This is a genomic window from Pseudomonas brenneri (assembly GCF_007858285.1).
In the GTDB taxonomy this organism is placed as follows: domain Bacteria; phylum Pseudomonadota; class Gammaproteobacteria; order Pseudomonadales; family Pseudomonadaceae; genus Aquipseudomonas; species Aquipseudomonas brenneri.
On record NZ_VFIL01000010.1, the window covers coordinates 157,416 to 172,315 of the forward strand.

At 59.9% G+C, this 14,900-nt stretch carries 15 protein-coding genes; 5 read left to right on the top strand and 10 right to left on the bottom strand.

The genetic code is table 11. The features are described 5' to 3' along the window. Positions 1-71: 71 nt before the first annotated feature. Complete coding sequence (locus tag FJD34_RS21600; protein ID WP_090290700.1) at positions 72-1,256, bottom strand: MFS transporter; 1,185 nt, start codon at positions 1,254-1,256, stop codon at positions 72-74. Between the two features lie 90 nt (positions 1,257-1,346). Between FJD34_RS21600 and FJD34_RS21605 the strand changes: the two genes are divergently transcribed. Beyond that, positions 1,347-1,892, top strand: coding sequence for a TetR/AcrR family transcriptional regulator (locus FJD34_RS21605; protein ID WP_032859276.1), 546 nt, complete (start codon positions 1,347-1,349; stop codon positions 1,890-1,892). Positions 1,893-2,098: 206 nt separating this feature from the next. On the opposite strand, the gene FJD34_RS21610 is transcribed toward FJD34_RS21605, so the two are convergent. From FJD34_RS21610 to FJD34_RS21625, 4 genes are all read right to left on the bottom strand, one after another. Next, entirely contained in the window at positions 2,099-2,878 is a 780-nt protein-coding gene (locus tag FJD34_RS21610) for an ABC transporter permease (protein WP_032859275.1), read from the bottom strand. Further along, positions 2,875-3,807 carry an ABC transporter ATP-binding protein gene (locus FJD34_RS21615; protein WP_032859273.1) on the bottom strand — a complete coding sequence of 311 codons (933 nt, stop codon included), beginning with the start codon at positions 3,805-3,807 and terminating at the stop codon, positions 2,875-2,877. Before FJD34_RS21615 ends, FJD34_RS21610 begins: the two co-directional genes overlap by 4 nt. Positions 3,808-3,941: 134 nt before the next feature. Next, the gene (locus tag FJD34_RS21620; protein WP_032859271.1) at positions 3,942-4,559 is read right to left on the bottom strand and encodes a glutathione S-transferase family protein; all 618 of its coding nucleotides are present in this window, start codon (positions 4,557-4,559) and stop codon (positions 3,942-3,944) included. A gap of 44 nt (positions 4,560-4,603) precedes the next feature. Continuing rightward, entirely contained in the window at positions 4,604-5,263 is a 660-nt protein-coding gene (locus FJD34_RS21625) for a transglutaminase-like domain-containing protein (protein ID WP_032859270.1), read from the bottom strand. A 201-nt stretch (positions 5,264-5,464) separates the two neighbouring features. Here FJD34_RS21625 and FJD34_RS21630 point away from each other — a divergent pair, with 201 nt between their 5' ends. Beyond that, complete coding sequence (locus FJD34_RS21630; protein ID WP_032859269.1) at positions 5,465-7,912, top strand: acyl-CoA dehydrogenase; 2,448 nt, start codon at positions 5,465-5,467, stop codon at positions 7,910-7,912. Between the two features lie 75 nt (positions 7,913-7,987). Next, positions 7,988-8,395: a PA2817 family protein gene (locus FJD34_RS21635; RefSeq protein ID WP_032859267.1), complete on the top strand. Its 408-nt coding sequence runs from the start codon at positions 7,988-7,990 to the stop codon at positions 8,393-8,395. A gap of 166 nt (positions 8,396-8,561) precedes the next feature. Here the strand turns inward: FJD34_RS21635 and FJD34_RS21640 are convergent, their stop codons facing one another. Further along, positions 8,562-9,494 (bottom strand): LysR family transcriptional regulator, encoded by a 933-nt coding sequence (locus FJD34_RS21640; RefSeq protein WP_090290699.1) that lies wholly within the window; start codon positions 9,492-9,494, stop codon positions 8,562-8,564. Positions 9,495-9,584: 90 nt separating this feature from the next. Here FJD34_RS21640 and FJD34_RS21645 point away from each other — a divergent pair, with 90 nt between their 5' ends. Together FJD34_RS21645 and FJD34_RS21650 are read left to right on the top strand one after the other, a co-directional pair. Then, a complete protein-coding gene (locus tag FJD34_RS21645) occupies positions 9,585-10,211 on the top strand; it encodes an alanyl-tRNA editing protein (RefSeq protein ID WP_090290698.1) in 627 nt (208 codons plus the stop codon). 178 nt (positions 10,212-10,389) lie between these two features. Beyond that, positions 10,390-12,129, top strand: coding sequence for a dipeptidase (locus FJD34_RS21650; protein ID WP_090290697.1), 1,740 nt, complete (start codon positions 10,390-10,392; stop codon positions 12,127-12,129). Positions 12,130-12,260: 131 nt separating this feature from the next. Here FJD34_RS21650 and FJD34_RS21655 read toward each other — a convergent pair whose 3' ends face one another. The 4 genes from FJD34_RS21655 to FJD34_RS21670 all read right to left on the bottom strand — a co-directional run bounded on the left by FJD34_RS21655 (position 12,261) and on the right by FJD34_RS21670 (position 14,891). Then, positions 12,261-12,743: a YybH family protein gene (locus FJD34_RS21655; protein ID WP_032859262.1), complete on the bottom strand. Its 483-nt coding sequence runs from the start codon at positions 12,741-12,743 to the stop codon at positions 12,261-12,263. 16 nt (positions 12,744-12,759) lie between these two features. After that, complete coding sequence (locus FJD34_RS21660) at positions 12,760-13,746, bottom strand: zinc-binding alcohol dehydrogenase family protein (protein ID WP_090290696.1); 987 nt, start codon at positions 13,744-13,746, stop codon at positions 12,760-12,762. A gap of 10 nt (positions 13,747-13,756) precedes the next feature. Further along, complete coding sequence (locus FJD34_RS21665; protein WP_032859259.1) at positions 13,757-14,134, bottom strand: YybH family protein; 378 nt, start codon at positions 14,132-14,134, stop codon at positions 13,757-13,759. A gap of 154 nt (positions 14,135-14,288) precedes the next feature. After that, the gene (locus FJD34_RS21670; RefSeq protein WP_065943530.1) at positions 14,289-14,891 is read right to left on the bottom strand and encodes a TetR/AcrR family transcriptional regulator; all 603 of its coding nucleotides are present in this window, start codon (positions 14,889-14,891) and stop codon (positions 14,289-14,291) included. Between the last annotated feature and the right edge of the window lie 9 nt (positions 14,892-14,900).

Here is a 14,900-nt window from a genome sequence, read left to right on the forward strand (position 1 = left end):
TGAGGTTGAGTCCATGATAGAAGCCGAACGAATATCTATATAACGGGTAATATCTCTAACTGTTATCTGTTTTACCTATATACAGCTTTGACGGGTGCTTGCCTCATCAGGCCAATCAAGGCGCCAAGCGCCAATATGATCAGCACCACACCGTAGCCGTCAGTGGTCGCGATCAGGCCAAAACTGCGGGTCAGGTTGCCTGCCAGCAAAGACGGCAGGCAAAACGCCAGGTAACTCAGGACGTAAAACGCCGACATCAACCCGGCCCGCTCATGGGGCAACGCCAGGGGCACCACGCTACGCACCGCCCCAAGAAAACCTGCACCAAATCCGCTGCCAGCAATCAGCGTAGCGAAGAAAAACAGCGGCAGGCTGGCGCTGTGGACAGCGCCGAGGATCAACGCGACACCCACAGCCAACAGGCTTGCCCCCAGGCGCAGCACCTTGTCTGCCGGGCGATTGCGCAGGCTGAAGATCATCAGCGCACCGCTCAAGGTCAGCACCGCGACCAGACCGCCACCGATCAGGTTGGAGGTCGATCCGGTCGCCGCCCGCACCAGCGACGGTGCCAGCGACAAGTAGAAACCGCCCATCGCCCACACGGCGATATCCACCGGCAACGACAGCCACAAGGCCCTGCGCGCCTGGGGCGGCACGTGCAAAGTCGGCCATAGCGAAGCCAGCGCACCCGGCATGCGGCTGACACTCTCCGGCAGCCGCCAGACAGACAGGCTCTGCAACAGCATCAGCCCGAACAAGGCCCAGTAGATCAACTGGGTGGGCAGCGGCGCGAACTCCACCAGCAAACTGCTGCCCATGGCGCCACAGGCCATGCCCAGCAACGGCGCGACACTGTTGACCAACGGGCCCTGCTGGCGGTCGGTATCGAGCAACGCGGCCCCCAGCACGGCGGTGGCCATGCCCGTGGCAAACCCTTGCAAGGTACGGGCAGCGATCAGCCAGGCGACACTGTCCGCGTGGATAAACAGCAGCATCGCCAGCATATTCAGGACCAACGCGACAAAGATCACGGGTTTGCGCCCCAGGTGATCCGACAACGAGCCGACCGTCAGCAACGCCGCCAACAGGCTCAAGGCATACACCCCAAAGATCAGCGTCAGGGTACCGGCGGAAAAATGCAGGCCTTCCTGGTAAAGGTGATACAACGGCGTCGGCGCGCTGGAGGCCGCGAGAAACGTCAGCAGAGTGATCGCCAGGAACACCAGGCTGAAACGGTGAGAAGTGACGCTGGACATGGGCACGCTCCGCTAAAGCTAATATTTTGCTTTTGCGCAGTGTGCTACTGCATCGAGCTTAAAGCAAATTCTTTGTGTTAAGGTTTTGGCATGGCGATAAAAGAAGGCCTCCGCCCGGGGGGCCGCAGTGCCCGGGTACAAGAGTCGGTTCATTCGGCGGTGCGTCAGTTGCTCCAGGAGCAAGAGCGCACCAGCGTGACCGTGCCCCAGATCGCCGCGCGCGCAGGCGTGACACCTTCGACGATTTACCGGCGCTGGGGCGATCTGGCCGCCCTGCTCGCCGACGTCGCCCTGGCGCGCATGCGCCCGGACAGCGAACCGGCCAACACCGGCAGCTTGCGCGGCGACCTGCGGGCCTGGGCCGAGCAATACCTGGACGAGATGAGTTCGGAACCGGGGCGTAACATGATGCGCGACGTGCAGTGCAGCCAGACGCCGGGGTATTGCGTGACGATTCTGGGCGGGCAGTTGCAGGTGATCCTGGATCGTTACCAGGGTAGCGGCCAGGCATTGCCCAGCGTAGATCGGCTGATCAACTTGCTGGCGGCGCCAACAGTATTTCGGATTCTATTTGCTACCGAGCCGATGCAGATTGAAGAGCTGCATGAACTAATCGAAATCGCCCTGCAGCCCTGAGCCACACACAAATCCAAATGTAGGAGCGAGCTTGCTCGCGAAGAACTTGAGAGCGCCGCGGTTATCTAGCAAACACGCGTTATCGTTGACGTCCTTCGCGAGCAAGCTCGCTCCTACAGAGGGCGATGACCGCTTAACTGACTGGCATTAGGGCAAGCCCGCACACAAGCCTACCCCAACATTTTTGAGCCTGTCCGGCTGGATGCTTAGGTCCGCATCCCACGCCCACTCACCAGCAACCGCGCGCACCCGATATACAACACCACCGTGGCCACGATCATGAAAGTGATCGCCACGCTGATCTTGATATCCGACACGCCGAGGATCCCGTAGCGGAAGGCGTTGACCATATGCAGCACCGGGTTGGCCAGCGATACGGTCTGCCAGAACGGCGGCAGCAAGGTGATCGAGTAAAACACCCCGCCCAGGTAGGTCAACGGCGTCAGCACAAACGTCGGGATGATCGAGATGTCATCGAAGTTGCGCGCAAACACTGCGTTGATAAAACCCAGCAGCGAGAAGATGGTCGCCGTCAGTACCACCACCAGGATGGTCACCCCCAGGTGATGCACCTGCAGGTCGGTGAAAAACATCGACAGCACCGTCACAATCGCCCCGACCATCAGGCCACGCAGCACGCCGCCCAGGGTGTAGCCGATCAGGATGGTGTGCGGCGAGACCGGCGAGACCATCAGTTCTTCGATGGAGCGCTGGAACTTGCTGCCAAAGAAACTCGACACCACGTTGCCGTAGGAGTTGGTGATCACCGACATCATGATCAGCCCCGGCACGATGTATTCCATGTAGGTGAAGCCACCCATATCGCCAATCTGCCGGCCGATCAGGTTGCCGAAGATCACGAAGTACAAAACCATGGTGATCGCTGGCGGCAGCAGGGTCTGCGGCCAGATGCGCATGAAGCGCTTCACTTCGCGATAGACGATGGTGTTAAGCGCTACCAGGTTGGGTTGGAACTCGGAACTCATACCGCCACCTTCGCCAGATTTTTCTCCACCAGGGACACGAACAACTCCTCAAGGCGATTGGTTTTGTTACGCAGGCTCAGCACTTCAATGTTCTGCGTGGCCAACTGGCTGAACAGCGCAGTGATGCCCATGGCTTTATCGACCTGCACTTCCAGGGTGTGGCTGTCCACCAGGCGGCTTGGGTAGCCGATCAGTTGGGGCGGCACGGACAGGTTGTTCTTCAGGTCGAGCAGGAACGTCTCGACATGCAACTGGCCCAGCAGGTTACGCATGCTGGTGTTTTCGACGATGGTGCCGTGGTCGATGATGCCGATGTTGCGGCACAACTGTTCAGCCTCTTCCAGGTAATGGGTGGTGAGGATGATCGTGATGCCTTTCTGGTTCAGCTCGGTGAGGAAAGTCCACATCGAGCGACGCAATTCGATGTCCACCCCGGCCGTCGGCTCGTCGAGGATCAGCAGGCGCGGCTCGTGCACCAGGGCGCGGGCGATCATCAGGCGGCGCTTCATGCCGCCGGACAGGGAGCGTGATGGCACGTCGCGCTTGTCCCACAGGCCCAACTGGGTCAGGTACTGCTCGGCGCGTTCCTTGGCGATTTTCGGCGGGATGCCGTAGTAACCGGCCTGGGTCACCACGATATCGAAGGTCTTTTCAAACTGGTTGAAGTTGAACTCCTGGGGCACCACACCAATGCTGCGCTTGAGCGCGGCCGGGGATTTATCCAGGTCATGGCCAAAGATATTCACCGTGCCACTGGTTTTGTTGACCAGGGTCGAGAGAATGCCAATGGTGGTGGACTTGCCGGCGCCGTTAGGGCCGAGCAAGGCGAAGAAATCACCTTCAGCGACATCCAGATCGATACCACTCAGGGCCTGGAAACCGTTGCCGTAGGTTTTGGTTAGCTGCCGGATGGACAGAGCGGAACTCATATCGGATTACGCACCAAGGAAGGGAATAGAAACAATAGATAAGGGCGCACTGCACGCAATACAACTGCGGGGCACGGCAGGCATGGTGCTTGCGTGCGCCGCACAAGTACAGTCACCCGTATTAATAGTCAGTATTAAGTCAACGCGGTCATCACCGCTTTTTGATAGGCCGGGCGTTGCTGCAAACGCTGGTACCAGGCCTCCAGATTAGGCATCGAGGGCCGTTCGATAGGCATCTCGAACCAGGCGTAGATAAAGCTGCCCAGGGGAATATCGCCCATGCCGATCTCGTTGCCCGACAGGTAGGGCTGCGTGGCCAGGGCCTGCTCCACCGTGCCCAGAGCCTCGATGCAGGCCTGGCGACCGGCATGGATGTTGTCCCAGTTCTGTTTCTCGGCGGGGGTGCGCAGCACGCCCCAGAATACGATCTTGAACGGCTCGGCCAGTGTGGAGGTGGTCCAATCCATCCATTTCTCGGCATTGGCCCGCGCCTGCAGGTCGCTTGGGTACCAACTCGATGCCTGTTTGGCGCAGAGGTAGCGCACGATGGTGTTGGATTCCCACAACACAAAATCGCCATCTTCGATCATCGGCACCCGGCCATTGGGGTTCAGCGCCCGGTATTGCGGGGTATCGACCACGCCAAAAGCCCCGCCCGCATCAATTGCCTCATAGTCCAGGCCCAGTTCCTCGGCGCACCACAGTGCTTTCCTGACGTTTGATGAATTTTTACGACCCCAGATCTTCAGCATGATCGACCTCTGAATAGATGAATGCCGGGGCAGCATACGCCGGTTCAGCCGCGACTCAAATCGCTCTGCATATCGCCTAACAGCTGCGGCGACTGCTCGCCAAACAGGTGTGGGTAACATTTCTCCAGGTGGGCAAAGAAGAATTCCTCGGGCACCTCGGCAAATTGCCCATGGTCCACCACGTACTCCATGGAGCGCTTGCCCTGGCGGTTGAAGGGGTGGAACACACTGTCATTGATCCCGTCGAAATCCAGTGGCGGCACATCGAACAATTCGCACAGCTGACTGTTGAACGCTGGCGTGGCCTTGACCCAGCGCCCGTCCAGATACAGTTCGGTGTAGCCGTGCATGGCGAACACATCACTCTTGAGCAGCTCGATCAGGCGCGGGGTCGATAAGTGATTGCGCACGTCCGCCAGGCCAATACGCGACGGTATGCCGCAATGCCGGGCGCAGGCGGCCAGCAGGGTGGCCTTGGGCACGCAATAACTCTGCCCGGTGGCCAGGGCGTAACTGCCCGCCAGGGTTTGCGGATCGCGGCTGAAGGTGTAAGGGTTGTAGCGCACCGCTTCACGCACGGCGTAGTACAGACTGACTGCCTGGTCACGGGGGTCGCGGCTCGCACCGCGGTGTTTTTCGGCGAACTCCACCACCGTGGGGTGGTCACTATCGATGAAGCGGCTGGGACTCAAGTACGCATTCATGGGGATTTTCTCCGAGGCGAGCCTGGAGTCTAACCACAGGCCCGACCGAGGGATAACGACGATTCGGCCAAATGTCGGCGCCTGCTGCCTGTGACTGGAGAGCACTTCCCGCCACACACGTAACACCCTCAGGCACCGCTTTTTCGGATGCCGACTAAGCTCTGAGGGTGCTTCTGCCCCTGGTTTCACGGAGGATTGAATATGCTGTTGTTGTGGATACTGGTTCTGGTGCTCGGCATTGCCTACCTGGCACACCGTCGCACCGCGCCCCTGCCCGCCCTGGGTGTGGTCGCCGTCTACCTGTTGGCAATGGGTGCCTTCAGCCATGCACCGGGCTGGCTGCTACTGGTTTTCTGGGTGTTGATTGCAGTGGTCGCCGCGCCGCTGCTGTTGCCCGACCTGCGCCGCCAGTACTTCACCGCACCGCTGTTCAACTGGTTCCAGAAAGTGCTGCCGCCGATGTCCGAGACCGAGCGCGATGCCATCGACGCCGGCACCGTGTGGTGGGACGGAGAGCTGTTCAGCGGCCGCCCCGACTGGGACAAACTGCTGGCCTACCCCAAGGCGCAGTTGACCGAAGAAGAACAGGCCTTTATCGACGGCCCGACCGAAGAACTGTGCGCCATGGTCACCGACTGGGAAATCGGCCAGGCCATGGACCTGCCGGCGGCGGCCTGGGACCATATCAAGCAACATGGCTTCTTCGCCCTGATCATCCCCAAGGAATACGGCGGCAAGGGCTTTTCGGCCTACGCCCACTCCCAGGTAGCGATGAAACTGGCGACCCGCAGCGGCGACCTCGCTTCCACCGTCATGGTCCCCAACTCCCTGGGCCCTGCCGAACTGCTGCTGCACTACGGCACCGACGAGCAACGCAACCACTACCTGCCGCGCCTGGCGCGTGGCGATGACATCCCGTGCTTTGCCCTGACCGGCCCGCTGGCCGGCTCCGATGCTGGTGCGATGCCCGACACCGGGGTGATCTGCAAAGGCGAATGGGAAGGCAAGGAAACCCTCGGCCTGCGCCTGAACTGGGAAAAACGCTACATAACCCTCGGTCCAGTCGCAACCCTGCTGGGCCTGGCCTTCAAGGCCCATGACCCGGACCACCTGCTGGGTGAAGAAGAAGACCTGGGCATCAGCCTGGCGCTGATCCCCACCGACACCCCGGGCGTGGACATCGGCCGCCGTCACCTGCCACTCGGTGCCGCGTTCATGAACGGCCCCAACTCCGGCAAGGACGTGTTCATTCCCCTGGACTTCCTGATCGGCGGCCAGGAGATGCTCGGCAAGGGCTGGATGATGTTGATGAACTGCCTGTCGGTAGGCCGTTCGATTTCCCTGCCGGCGGTGGGCACCGGGGCCGCCAAGTTCACCAGCCTGGTGACCGGCCAATATGCCCAGGTGCGCGAACAGTTCAATGTGCCGCTGTCGGCTTTCGAAGGCATCCAGGAGGCCCTGGCCCGCATCGGCGGCAACGCCTGGCTGATGGACAGCGCCCGCATGCTCACCGCCAACGCCGTCGACCTGGGCGAAAAACCCTCGGTACTCTCGGCCATTCTCAAGTATCACCTGACCGAGCGCGGCCGCGAGTGCATCAGCCACGCCATGGACGTACACGGCGGCAAGGGCATCATCATGGGGCCCAACAACTACCTGGGGCGCAGTTGGCAAGGGGCACCGATCTTCATCACCGTGGAGGGCGCGAACATCCTTTCGCGCAACCTGATGATCTTCGGCCAGGGCGCGATCCGCTGCCACCCATTCGTGCTCAAGGAAATGGCCCTCGCCGGTCGTGAAGACCGCGACCAGGCGCTCAAGGAGTTCGATGGCCTGTTGATGCAGCACATCGGCTTTGCCGTGAGCAACGCTGCCAGTACCCTGGTGTTGAACCTCGGCCTGGGCCACTTCGAAAAAGCGCCAGGCAACCGCTTGAGCCAGGGCTACTTCCGCGCGCTCAATCGCCAGGCCGCCGCGTTTGCCCTGCTGGCTGACCTGAGCATGATGCTGCTGGGCGGCGAGCTGAAGCGTCGCGAACGTCTGTCGGCAAGGCTGGGGGATGTGCTCAGCCACATGTACCTGGCCTCGGCGGCACTCAAGCGCTACCACGACCTGGATTCACCGGATCACCTGGAACCGCTGTTTGCCTGGGCCATGGAAGAAAGCCTCGGCCAGTCGGAGCGTGCGCTGGATGAACTGCTCAGCAACTTCCCTAATAAAGTGCTGGGCTGCCTGCTGCGGGTAATCGTGTTCCCGTTCGGCCGTCGCCATACAGGCCCATCCGATGCACTGGATGCCGAAGTCGCCGCCGTGATTGGCCGGGCCAAGGGCGATCCGACCCTCGAAGAACTACTGGCTGGCTGCTACCGCCCACAATCAGCCGAAGACCCGGTGGGCGCGTTGCAACAGGCCTACGACCTGCTGGGTGCCAGCCACCCGCTGCAGAAAAAACTCCACAGCGCGCTCAAGAGTGGCCAGGTCAAGCCTCGCGCCGGGGAACACGCCATCGATGCCGCATTGGAAGCTGGCGTATTGCAAGCGGCTGAAGCACAGACCCTGCGTGAGGCTGAAGCGGCGCGACGCAAGGTGATCGACGTGGATGACTTCAGCAAGGAGGAGCTGGCCCAGGCCCCCGGCAGGGTCCGTTAAGCCAGCGGTCATATAAAAGCGGGCGCGAGAGCTATATACTCTCGCGCCCGTTTTTGCTTTTGAGGACTTACTCTCGTGTCCAACGTCGTTGCCGATCATCTCGTCTTGCTCGACCACCTGCGCAGCATCCTGGTAGCCGTCGGCGAAGCCGAACAGGTTCCCGAGGAAAGCCACGTCTTGTTCCTGGAACGCTTTGATGAACTGCGGGCCCTGCTGCCCATCGACCCGATCGAAAGCCAATACCTGGGCCAGGACATGATGAGCCAGGTCATCCTGCGCTACCCGCAGATTGCCCATCTGGTACCGCGCGACCTGCTGTGGTTCTTCGGCGGTGACTGCCTGCACTTCATGCCCGACGATGAACTGGATATGTACCAGGCCCTGGAAGAACGCCGCTTCGAAGCCGAACAGAACGACGAACCGTTCGACTGGAACCAGGAAAAACAGCTGCTGGCCATGCCCCACGACCAGTCCAAGCACTGATCCCGAAAGCACTGGATATCAAATGTGGAAGCGGGCTTGTGTGGGAGCGGGCTTGCTCGCGAATACGGTGTGTCATTCAACACATCCAGCGACTGATTCACCGCTTTCGCGAGCAAGCCCGCTCCCACACAAGCCCGCTCCCATATTGTTTTCGACCGCATTGTTCCTACCGCCTGCGCAACGTCGGCTCCTTCGCCATGCACTCCACCAGATAATCAATAAACACCCGCAGCTTCGGCGGCAGGTACCGCGTGGGTGAATGCAGCAACCAGGCATCCCCATGGTACGAGGCAATGAAATCCCAGTGCGGCAAGACCTGCACCAGGCGCCCCTCCTCCAATGCATGCCGCGCGGTGAAGTACGGCAAGCTGCCAATCCCGACATCCTGCAGCACCGCATCCAACCGCACCCCCGTGTGGTTGGCCGCGTACCGGCCGCGCACGCCGACCGTCACCGTCTTGCCTGCCTGGCGGAATTTCCAGCGTGCGTCCCCGGGGGTTTCTCCCAGGTAAATACAACTGTGTTCCAGCAAGTCATGGGGATGCAGCGGTGTGCAGTGCGCAGCCAAATACTGTGGCGTGGCACAGAGCAGATGCTCGATCGGCAACAGCTGGCGCCCCACCAACCCCGGCGGCGGGCTGTCGGTGATACGGATGCTCAAGTCGACATTGTCATCGATCATATCCACCTGCCGATCCTCCAGGATCAATTGCACATCGACCTTGGGATAACGCCGCAAAAACTCCGGCATGTGCGGGTGCACCACAAACCGCCCCACCGCCTTGGGCACGCTGACCCGCACCAGTCCTTCGGCCTCGTGGGTGTACTGGCCGCTGATTTCCATCACCGAGCGCGCCGCGTTGACCATCTCCTGGCAGCGCTTGAAGACTTCTTCGCCACCCTCACTCAGGCGCAACTTGCGCGTGGTGCGCTGCAACAAACGCGTGGCCAGGGCCTGTTCCAGGCGCGAGATGCTGCGGCTCACGGACGATGGCGAAGCGCCCAGTTGGCGCGCCGCTTCGGAGAAACTGCCGGTTTCCACAACCTTGACGAAAATCGCCATTTCGCCCAGCAGTGGCAGAGGAAGATTGATGCTCATGACGCACAGGTCCATTGATATTTGAATGGATTATCACTCATCCGAGCACTATTTATACTGCCCGGTAGAACCCTGATGCGGATGTAGACCATGACCCAGCGCCTGTTTTTTACCCACGACCACCTGGTTGCCGATGTCGATGTGCTGGAGTGCACGCCCCATGAACAGCAGTTTGCAGTGGTACTGCAATCGACCATTTTCCACCCCCAGGGCGGCGGCCAGCCCTTTGATACCGGCTGGCTGGGGGACAGCACCGTCGTGAAAGTCGTGCAGGAAGCCGGGCGCATCGTGCATTACGTCGACCGCCCCCTCACGCCGGGCCCCACCCAGGCCCGCATCGACGCACAACGGCGCGCCTTGCATACGCGCCTGCATTCGGCCGGGCATTTGATCGGCAACGCTGGCGAAACCCTGGGTTGGATGCCGATCAAGGCCCACCACTGGCCCGGCGAAGGCAAGATCAACTTTATCCGTGGCGAGTCGGCGCAAGTCATGGAGGCCGAAACCCTGCAGGACCAGGTCAACCAGTGGATCGCCGCAGACTTGCCACGCCACATGGTGCTGGACGGCGATAGCCGGGAAGTCGGCTTTGGCGACCTGCCGCCCTACGCGTGTGGCGGCACCCATGTGCAAGCGCTTGCCCAAGTGGGCCAGGTCACCATCCTCGGCCTGTCCGAGAAAAAAGGCACCCTGTCGGTGCGCTACAGCCTGGACTGACTCAACCGCGATAAACCTGAGAATGCCAGTATTGGCCAGAGGCGGCATTTGCATATTGCCATAGGACATACCCCATCAAAGGCCCCTCCCTCTCAAAAGTGCTGCTAGTGTTTAGAAGTGTTTCCGACACAGACTTCAGAAACATCTTACAAGCCACCAGCAAAGGAATGCCCCAACAATGAACCTTTCCCTCAAACACTTGGCCGCTGCCACTCTGATGATTGCCAGCCTGTCTTCGGTTAGCGTGTCTGCCGTCGCCAGCATCAACCCGCAGCAGAGTGCGACTATTCTCAAAAGCCTGAATGACGCCTCGATCAAGGATTTCCGTACGTTCCTCGGCAACCTGGCTAAGAGCGATGTGGCGAAAACCGCCAACCTGGGCCCGGCAATCGAGGCTTTTCTCAACAATAAGGTGCTGACTGCAGAGCAGCAGAACGACGTCTATCGCCTGTTGGGGCTCTATACACGGGTTAAATACGGCGCAGCTGCCACCGAGTCCCTACGTGAACTGGTGGTCATTCCAACCGTCCAAATCGAGGGTGTTCCCCAGCATGAAAATCCTGAGTTTTTCAAGATTGCCGCAAAGATCAAGGCCTTGGCGCAATCCTTCAACCTGAGCTTTCGCAATGTCGACAACCGCGTCTATGAAATATCCCTGGAGGGCACGGGGGATGAAGTCGTCGGCCTTCATGCCCACGCGGATGTGGTGCCGGTGACACCAGAGAACTGGGTGCTGGAAGACGGCACCGTACTCGACCCCTTCGACGTCACCCTGGTCGGTGACCGCATGTATGGCCGGGGCACCGAAGATGACAAGAACGGCATCGTGGTCACACTGTATGCCATGAGGGTGATCAAGGAAGAAAAACTGCCGCTGGCACGCAGCTTCAAGCTGCTGGTTGACACCACTGAAGAAACCACCGGCGACGCGATCCCCTACTACCTAGAACGCAACCCGACACCCACCTATAACCTGGCGCTGGATGGCAGCTACCCGGTAGTGATCGCCGAGAAAGGCTATGGCACCGTAATGGCCACCTTCACCCGGCGTAAGGGCGAGGGCAATGGCGCCGAAATCCTCTCGATGACCGGCGGCCTTGCAACCAACCAGATTCCTTCGACGTCAGTCGCGATACTGCACAGCGACACACCCGCCGAATTGGCCACCAGCCTGCAGCAAGCCGGCACTGCTTATGTCAAGGCCAATGGCAATGATTTCACGGTCGAAGCCAAGGTGGTCGACAAAGAAGTCAAGCTGACCGTGACAGGCGTATCCGCTCACTCTTCCACGCCAGAGTCGGGCATCAACCCGGTGGCGCGAATGCTGGACTTCATCAACAGCCTGAACGGCAAAGTTGCGCTCAAACATAACGAGATTACCGACGCCGCCCGCTACTCCGCCGATAACTGGGGCCTGGACTACCTGGGCAACAAATTGGGTGTGGGTTTCTCCGATGACTTCATGGGCCCACTGACCGCATCCCTGACCCTTGTCGCAATGGATGAAAAAACCTTCAGATTGGCGGTAAATCTGCGAGTGCCCAAAGGCAAGTCGCCGGAAAAACTCAAGAAAGAAATCGCCGACAAACTAAGCGCCTGGAGCATCAAGAACCGCATCATACCGGCCTTCGATTACTCGATTGCCGCGCCGATGTACCGTAACCCCGAGGGCGAATGGGTCAAGACGTTGCTGATCGTAGCTGCGGAAAACCTGGGCATGGAACACAAGTTCCGCAGCTCAGCCGGCGCGACATCCGTGCATGACCTGCCCAACGGCGTGCAATTCGGCCTGGCACGACCTGAAGTCAAATACACCGGCCACACCGACAACGAGTTCAAGACCACCGAGCAGTTCCTGCTGGACCTGCAGATCGTCACCGAAATGATGGGGCGTATCGGGCAGTTGCCGAAACTCTGACTGATTGTCTGGATCCGCTCTGTTGGCGGGTCCATTTCCCCGAGTTTGAATCGCTGACACACAAAAACGCCGCTCATAACCGAGCGGCGTTTTTGTGTGCCTGCCATCCGAGGCATGGCCTCCATTTGCAACTACCTGGGAGCGTTGGTAGAAGAGAAAATGTAACGCGCAAAACGCCATTTCCCATCGGCCTCCCGATGCAGCAAGAAGATTTCCTGATTCCCTTCAGCACCACCAGGTTGAGCACTTGCCAGTGGCGTGGCGGTGCCATTGGAGCGCGTGCGGGCAAAAGCCCAATCCCGTGACAGCGGTCGAATCTCGTCAATCGTAAAGCGTATGTTGAGTTTGATCGCGGCGAAGACCTGCTGGTAGGCCTGGCGTACGGCGTCACGCCCGACCGCCGGCAAACTGTTTTGCGGCATGAACACCGCGTCCTGTGCATAAAGCGCCATCACCTGATCCAGGTCAGAAGCGTTCAGCGCCGCCTGATAATGGTTCAGTTGGGCTGTGACCGCCTCTTTCACATCCTCTTTTTCAGGGGCCGGTTGAGCGGCCAGGGCAAGGGCGGGGAGGAGCAAGGCGCCCAAGGTCAGCGCCAGGAATGAAGTCCGCATGATGTACTCCTTAATGTCAGAGTTTTACAACCAGTTTGCCCAGGGCCCCATCGCTTTCCATCAGGCGATGAGCATCAGGGATCTGTTCGAAATCGAAGGTTTTCGTGCGGATCGACGGTATGCGCCCCGCTTCGACTTCTTTGGCAATCCACAACAGGGGGCTGTCCTTGAGGGGCATGTCCGGCGTGCCCAGCAAGCCACTGCCAAAGAAGTTCAGCTTCACCGCCGAAGGCAGGTCCTGCATCAAGTGCAACTGCTCCAGGATCGGCGCGCCGCCCAGCAAACCGATCACACTGACCGCCCCGAATGGGCGCACGGTCTTGAGGCTGTCGCGCAGGGTTGCCGCACCGACCACCTCCAGTACCGCATCCACCCCTTGAGGCACCAACTGGCGCACGTGTTCGGCAATCGAGCCGTTGTCGACCACCACCTCATCAGCCCCCATCTCACGCAGACGCTGGATCTTGTCTGCCGAACGGGTCGTGGCAATCACTTTCAAGCCACGGGCCTTGGCATAGGTCAGTGCCGCCAGGCCGACCGAAGACGTCGCACCCCGCACCAGCAGCGTCTGCCCTGGCTCAATCGCCAGGCTCTTGTCCAACGCGCCCCACACCGTGAGGTAGGCTTCAGGCAATGCGGCAAGCTCTTCCCATGACAGCGTCGAACCGTCCAGGGAGATCACGTTGCTGCGCAACACCGTCACCTCTTCGGCATAACTGCCATTGCGGGCGAACTGCATCCCTCCCATGGCCGTAGCAACACGCTGGCCGGTGCGAAAAGTGCCCGACGGGTCATGAATCACCTCACCCACTGCCTCGATACCTGGCACTCGGGGAGCGGTGATCGGGCCCATTTTCCCGGCACGCAGGTAGGTCTCGGCACGGTTGAGGCCCAATGCCCGGACACGGATCCTGACTTCATCGTCCGAGGGTTGCACAGAGGGAATGTCGCGTAGCTTCAAAGCATCAGGCGTGCCAGCTTGTTCAATGACAAAAGCTTTCATGGTGATGACCTCAGGCGCGTGGTTGAGTGGTGGCGAACAGGTAGCGATGAATCTTCCAGTTACCTTGTTCATTGCGGAACACAAACAACTCATTGTTGCCCTCGGTCACATCAATCCCGGCCGCCAGAATGTGTGTGGTACCCGCCGAGGAGGTGCGCACCCAGGCCCAGTTACCGACTTCCTCTATCTCGTGGATGGTGAACTTGACATTCAGTTTGAGGGTGGCGAAGACCTGCTCGTAACCCGCTTGCACGGCGTCACGGCCGACCAGGGCAGGTGCATGCTGAGGCATGAACACCGGCTCGCTGCCGTACAAGTCGAGGATGGTTTTGATGTCGTTAGTGTTGAGGGCTGTTTCGTAACGGCTGAGAACAGATTTGATGGTCATCATGAAGCTCCGATTGATTTGAAGGTTCCGGCGTTGAGCCAGTGACGTCACTATCTATCAATCAGGTTTGGATATTAACCACTCAGAATGACAACCTTTCTCTCATCTATGGAAGGACAAGAACAGTAGGGTATCGCCCTGACGTCTTACAGAATCACACCGGCAACGGTGGCCATACGCCCATCGCGGTGTCCACAAACGCAATCATCTGTTCATACGGGACCTGGTCTTTGGCCTGCACGCTCAGGCCAAACATAACGGTGGTGTAGAAACCCGACAGGGTTTGAACATTCGTCTCTGCCGGCACATCTCCGTCGCACAGGCCTTGGTGAATGCGCGACTCGATCAGTCGGTGGGTTTCTCTGCGCTGTGCGCTGAGCTCGTCCTGGATTACCTGGCTTTCCGGGGTTCCGGACAACGCCGCCAGCACCACCAGGCAGCCACGGGGCGGATGGCTGCGATAAAACCGCGTGACCGTCTCCTTGAGCAAAACCTCCACCGCCTCGCGAGCCGTCGCAGCGTCTGCCAGGACGCTGTAGCGATAGGCGCCATGATGGGTGAGGTAGTGATCCAGCGCGGCGCGGAACAAACCTTCCTTGTTCTTGAAGGCGGCATACAGGCTTGGCGGGTTGAGCTCCATGGCCTGGGTCAGTGCGGTCAACGATGCCCCTTCGTATCCCCGCAACCAAAACACATCCATTGCCTGTTCCAGCACGTGCCCGCGGTCAAAGGCGCGCGGCCTTCCTCGTTCAGCCATGTTTCCCCC

Coding starts and splice junctions, on each gene's coding strand:
- FJD34_RS21600 (WP_090290700.1), bottom strand. CDS start 1,256: ATGTCCAGCGTCACTTCTCACCGTTTCAGCCTGGTGTTCCTGGCGATC.
- FJD34_RS21605 (WP_032859276.1), top strand. CDS start 1,347: ATGGCGATAAAAGAAGGCCTCCGCCCGGGGGGCCGCAGTGCCCGGGTA.
- FJD34_RS21610 (WP_032859275.1), bottom strand. CDS start 2,878: ATGAGTTCCGAGTTCCAACCCAACCTGGTAGCGCTTAACACCATCGTC.
- FJD34_RS21615 (WP_032859273.1), bottom strand. CDS start 3,807: ATGAGTTCCGCTCTGTCCATCCGGCAGCTAACCAAAACCTACGGCAAC.
- FJD34_RS21620 (WP_032859271.1), bottom strand. CDS start 4,559: ATGCTGAAGATCTGGGGTCGTAAAAATTCATCAAACGTCAGGAAAGCA.
- FJD34_RS21625 (WP_032859270.1), bottom strand. CDS start 5,263: ATGAATGCGTACTTGAGTCCCAGCCGCTTCATCGATAGTGACCACCCC.
- FJD34_RS21630 (WP_032859269.1), top strand. CDS start 5,465: ATGCTGTTGTTGTGGATACTGGTTCTGGTGCTCGGCATTGCCTACCTG.
- FJD34_RS21640 (WP_090290699.1), bottom strand. CDS start 9,494: ATGAGCATCAATCTTCCTCTGCCACTGCTGGGCGAAATGGCGATTTTC.
- FJD34_RS21645 (WP_090290698.1), top strand. CDS start 9,585: ATGACCCAGCGCCTGTTTTTTACCCACGACCACCTGGTTGCCGATGTC.
- FJD34_RS21650 (WP_090290697.1), top strand. CDS start 10,390: ATGAACCTTTCCCTCAAACACTTGGCCGCTGCCACTCTGATGATTGCC.
- FJD34_RS21655 (WP_032859262.1), bottom strand. CDS start 12,743: ATGCGGACTTCATTCCTGGCGCTGACCTTGGGCGCCTTGCTCCTCCCC.
- FJD34_RS21660 (WP_090290696.1), bottom strand. CDS start 13,746: ATGAAAGCTTTTGTCATTGAACAAGCTGGCACGCCTGATGCTTTGAAG.
- FJD34_RS21665 (WP_032859259.1), bottom strand. CDS start 14,134: ATGACCATCAAATCTGTTCTCAGCCGTTACGAAACAGCCCTCAACACT.
- FJD34_RS21670 (WP_065943530.1), bottom strand. CDS start 14,891: ATGGCTGAACGAGGAAGGCCGCGCGCCTTTGACCGCGGGCACGTGCTG.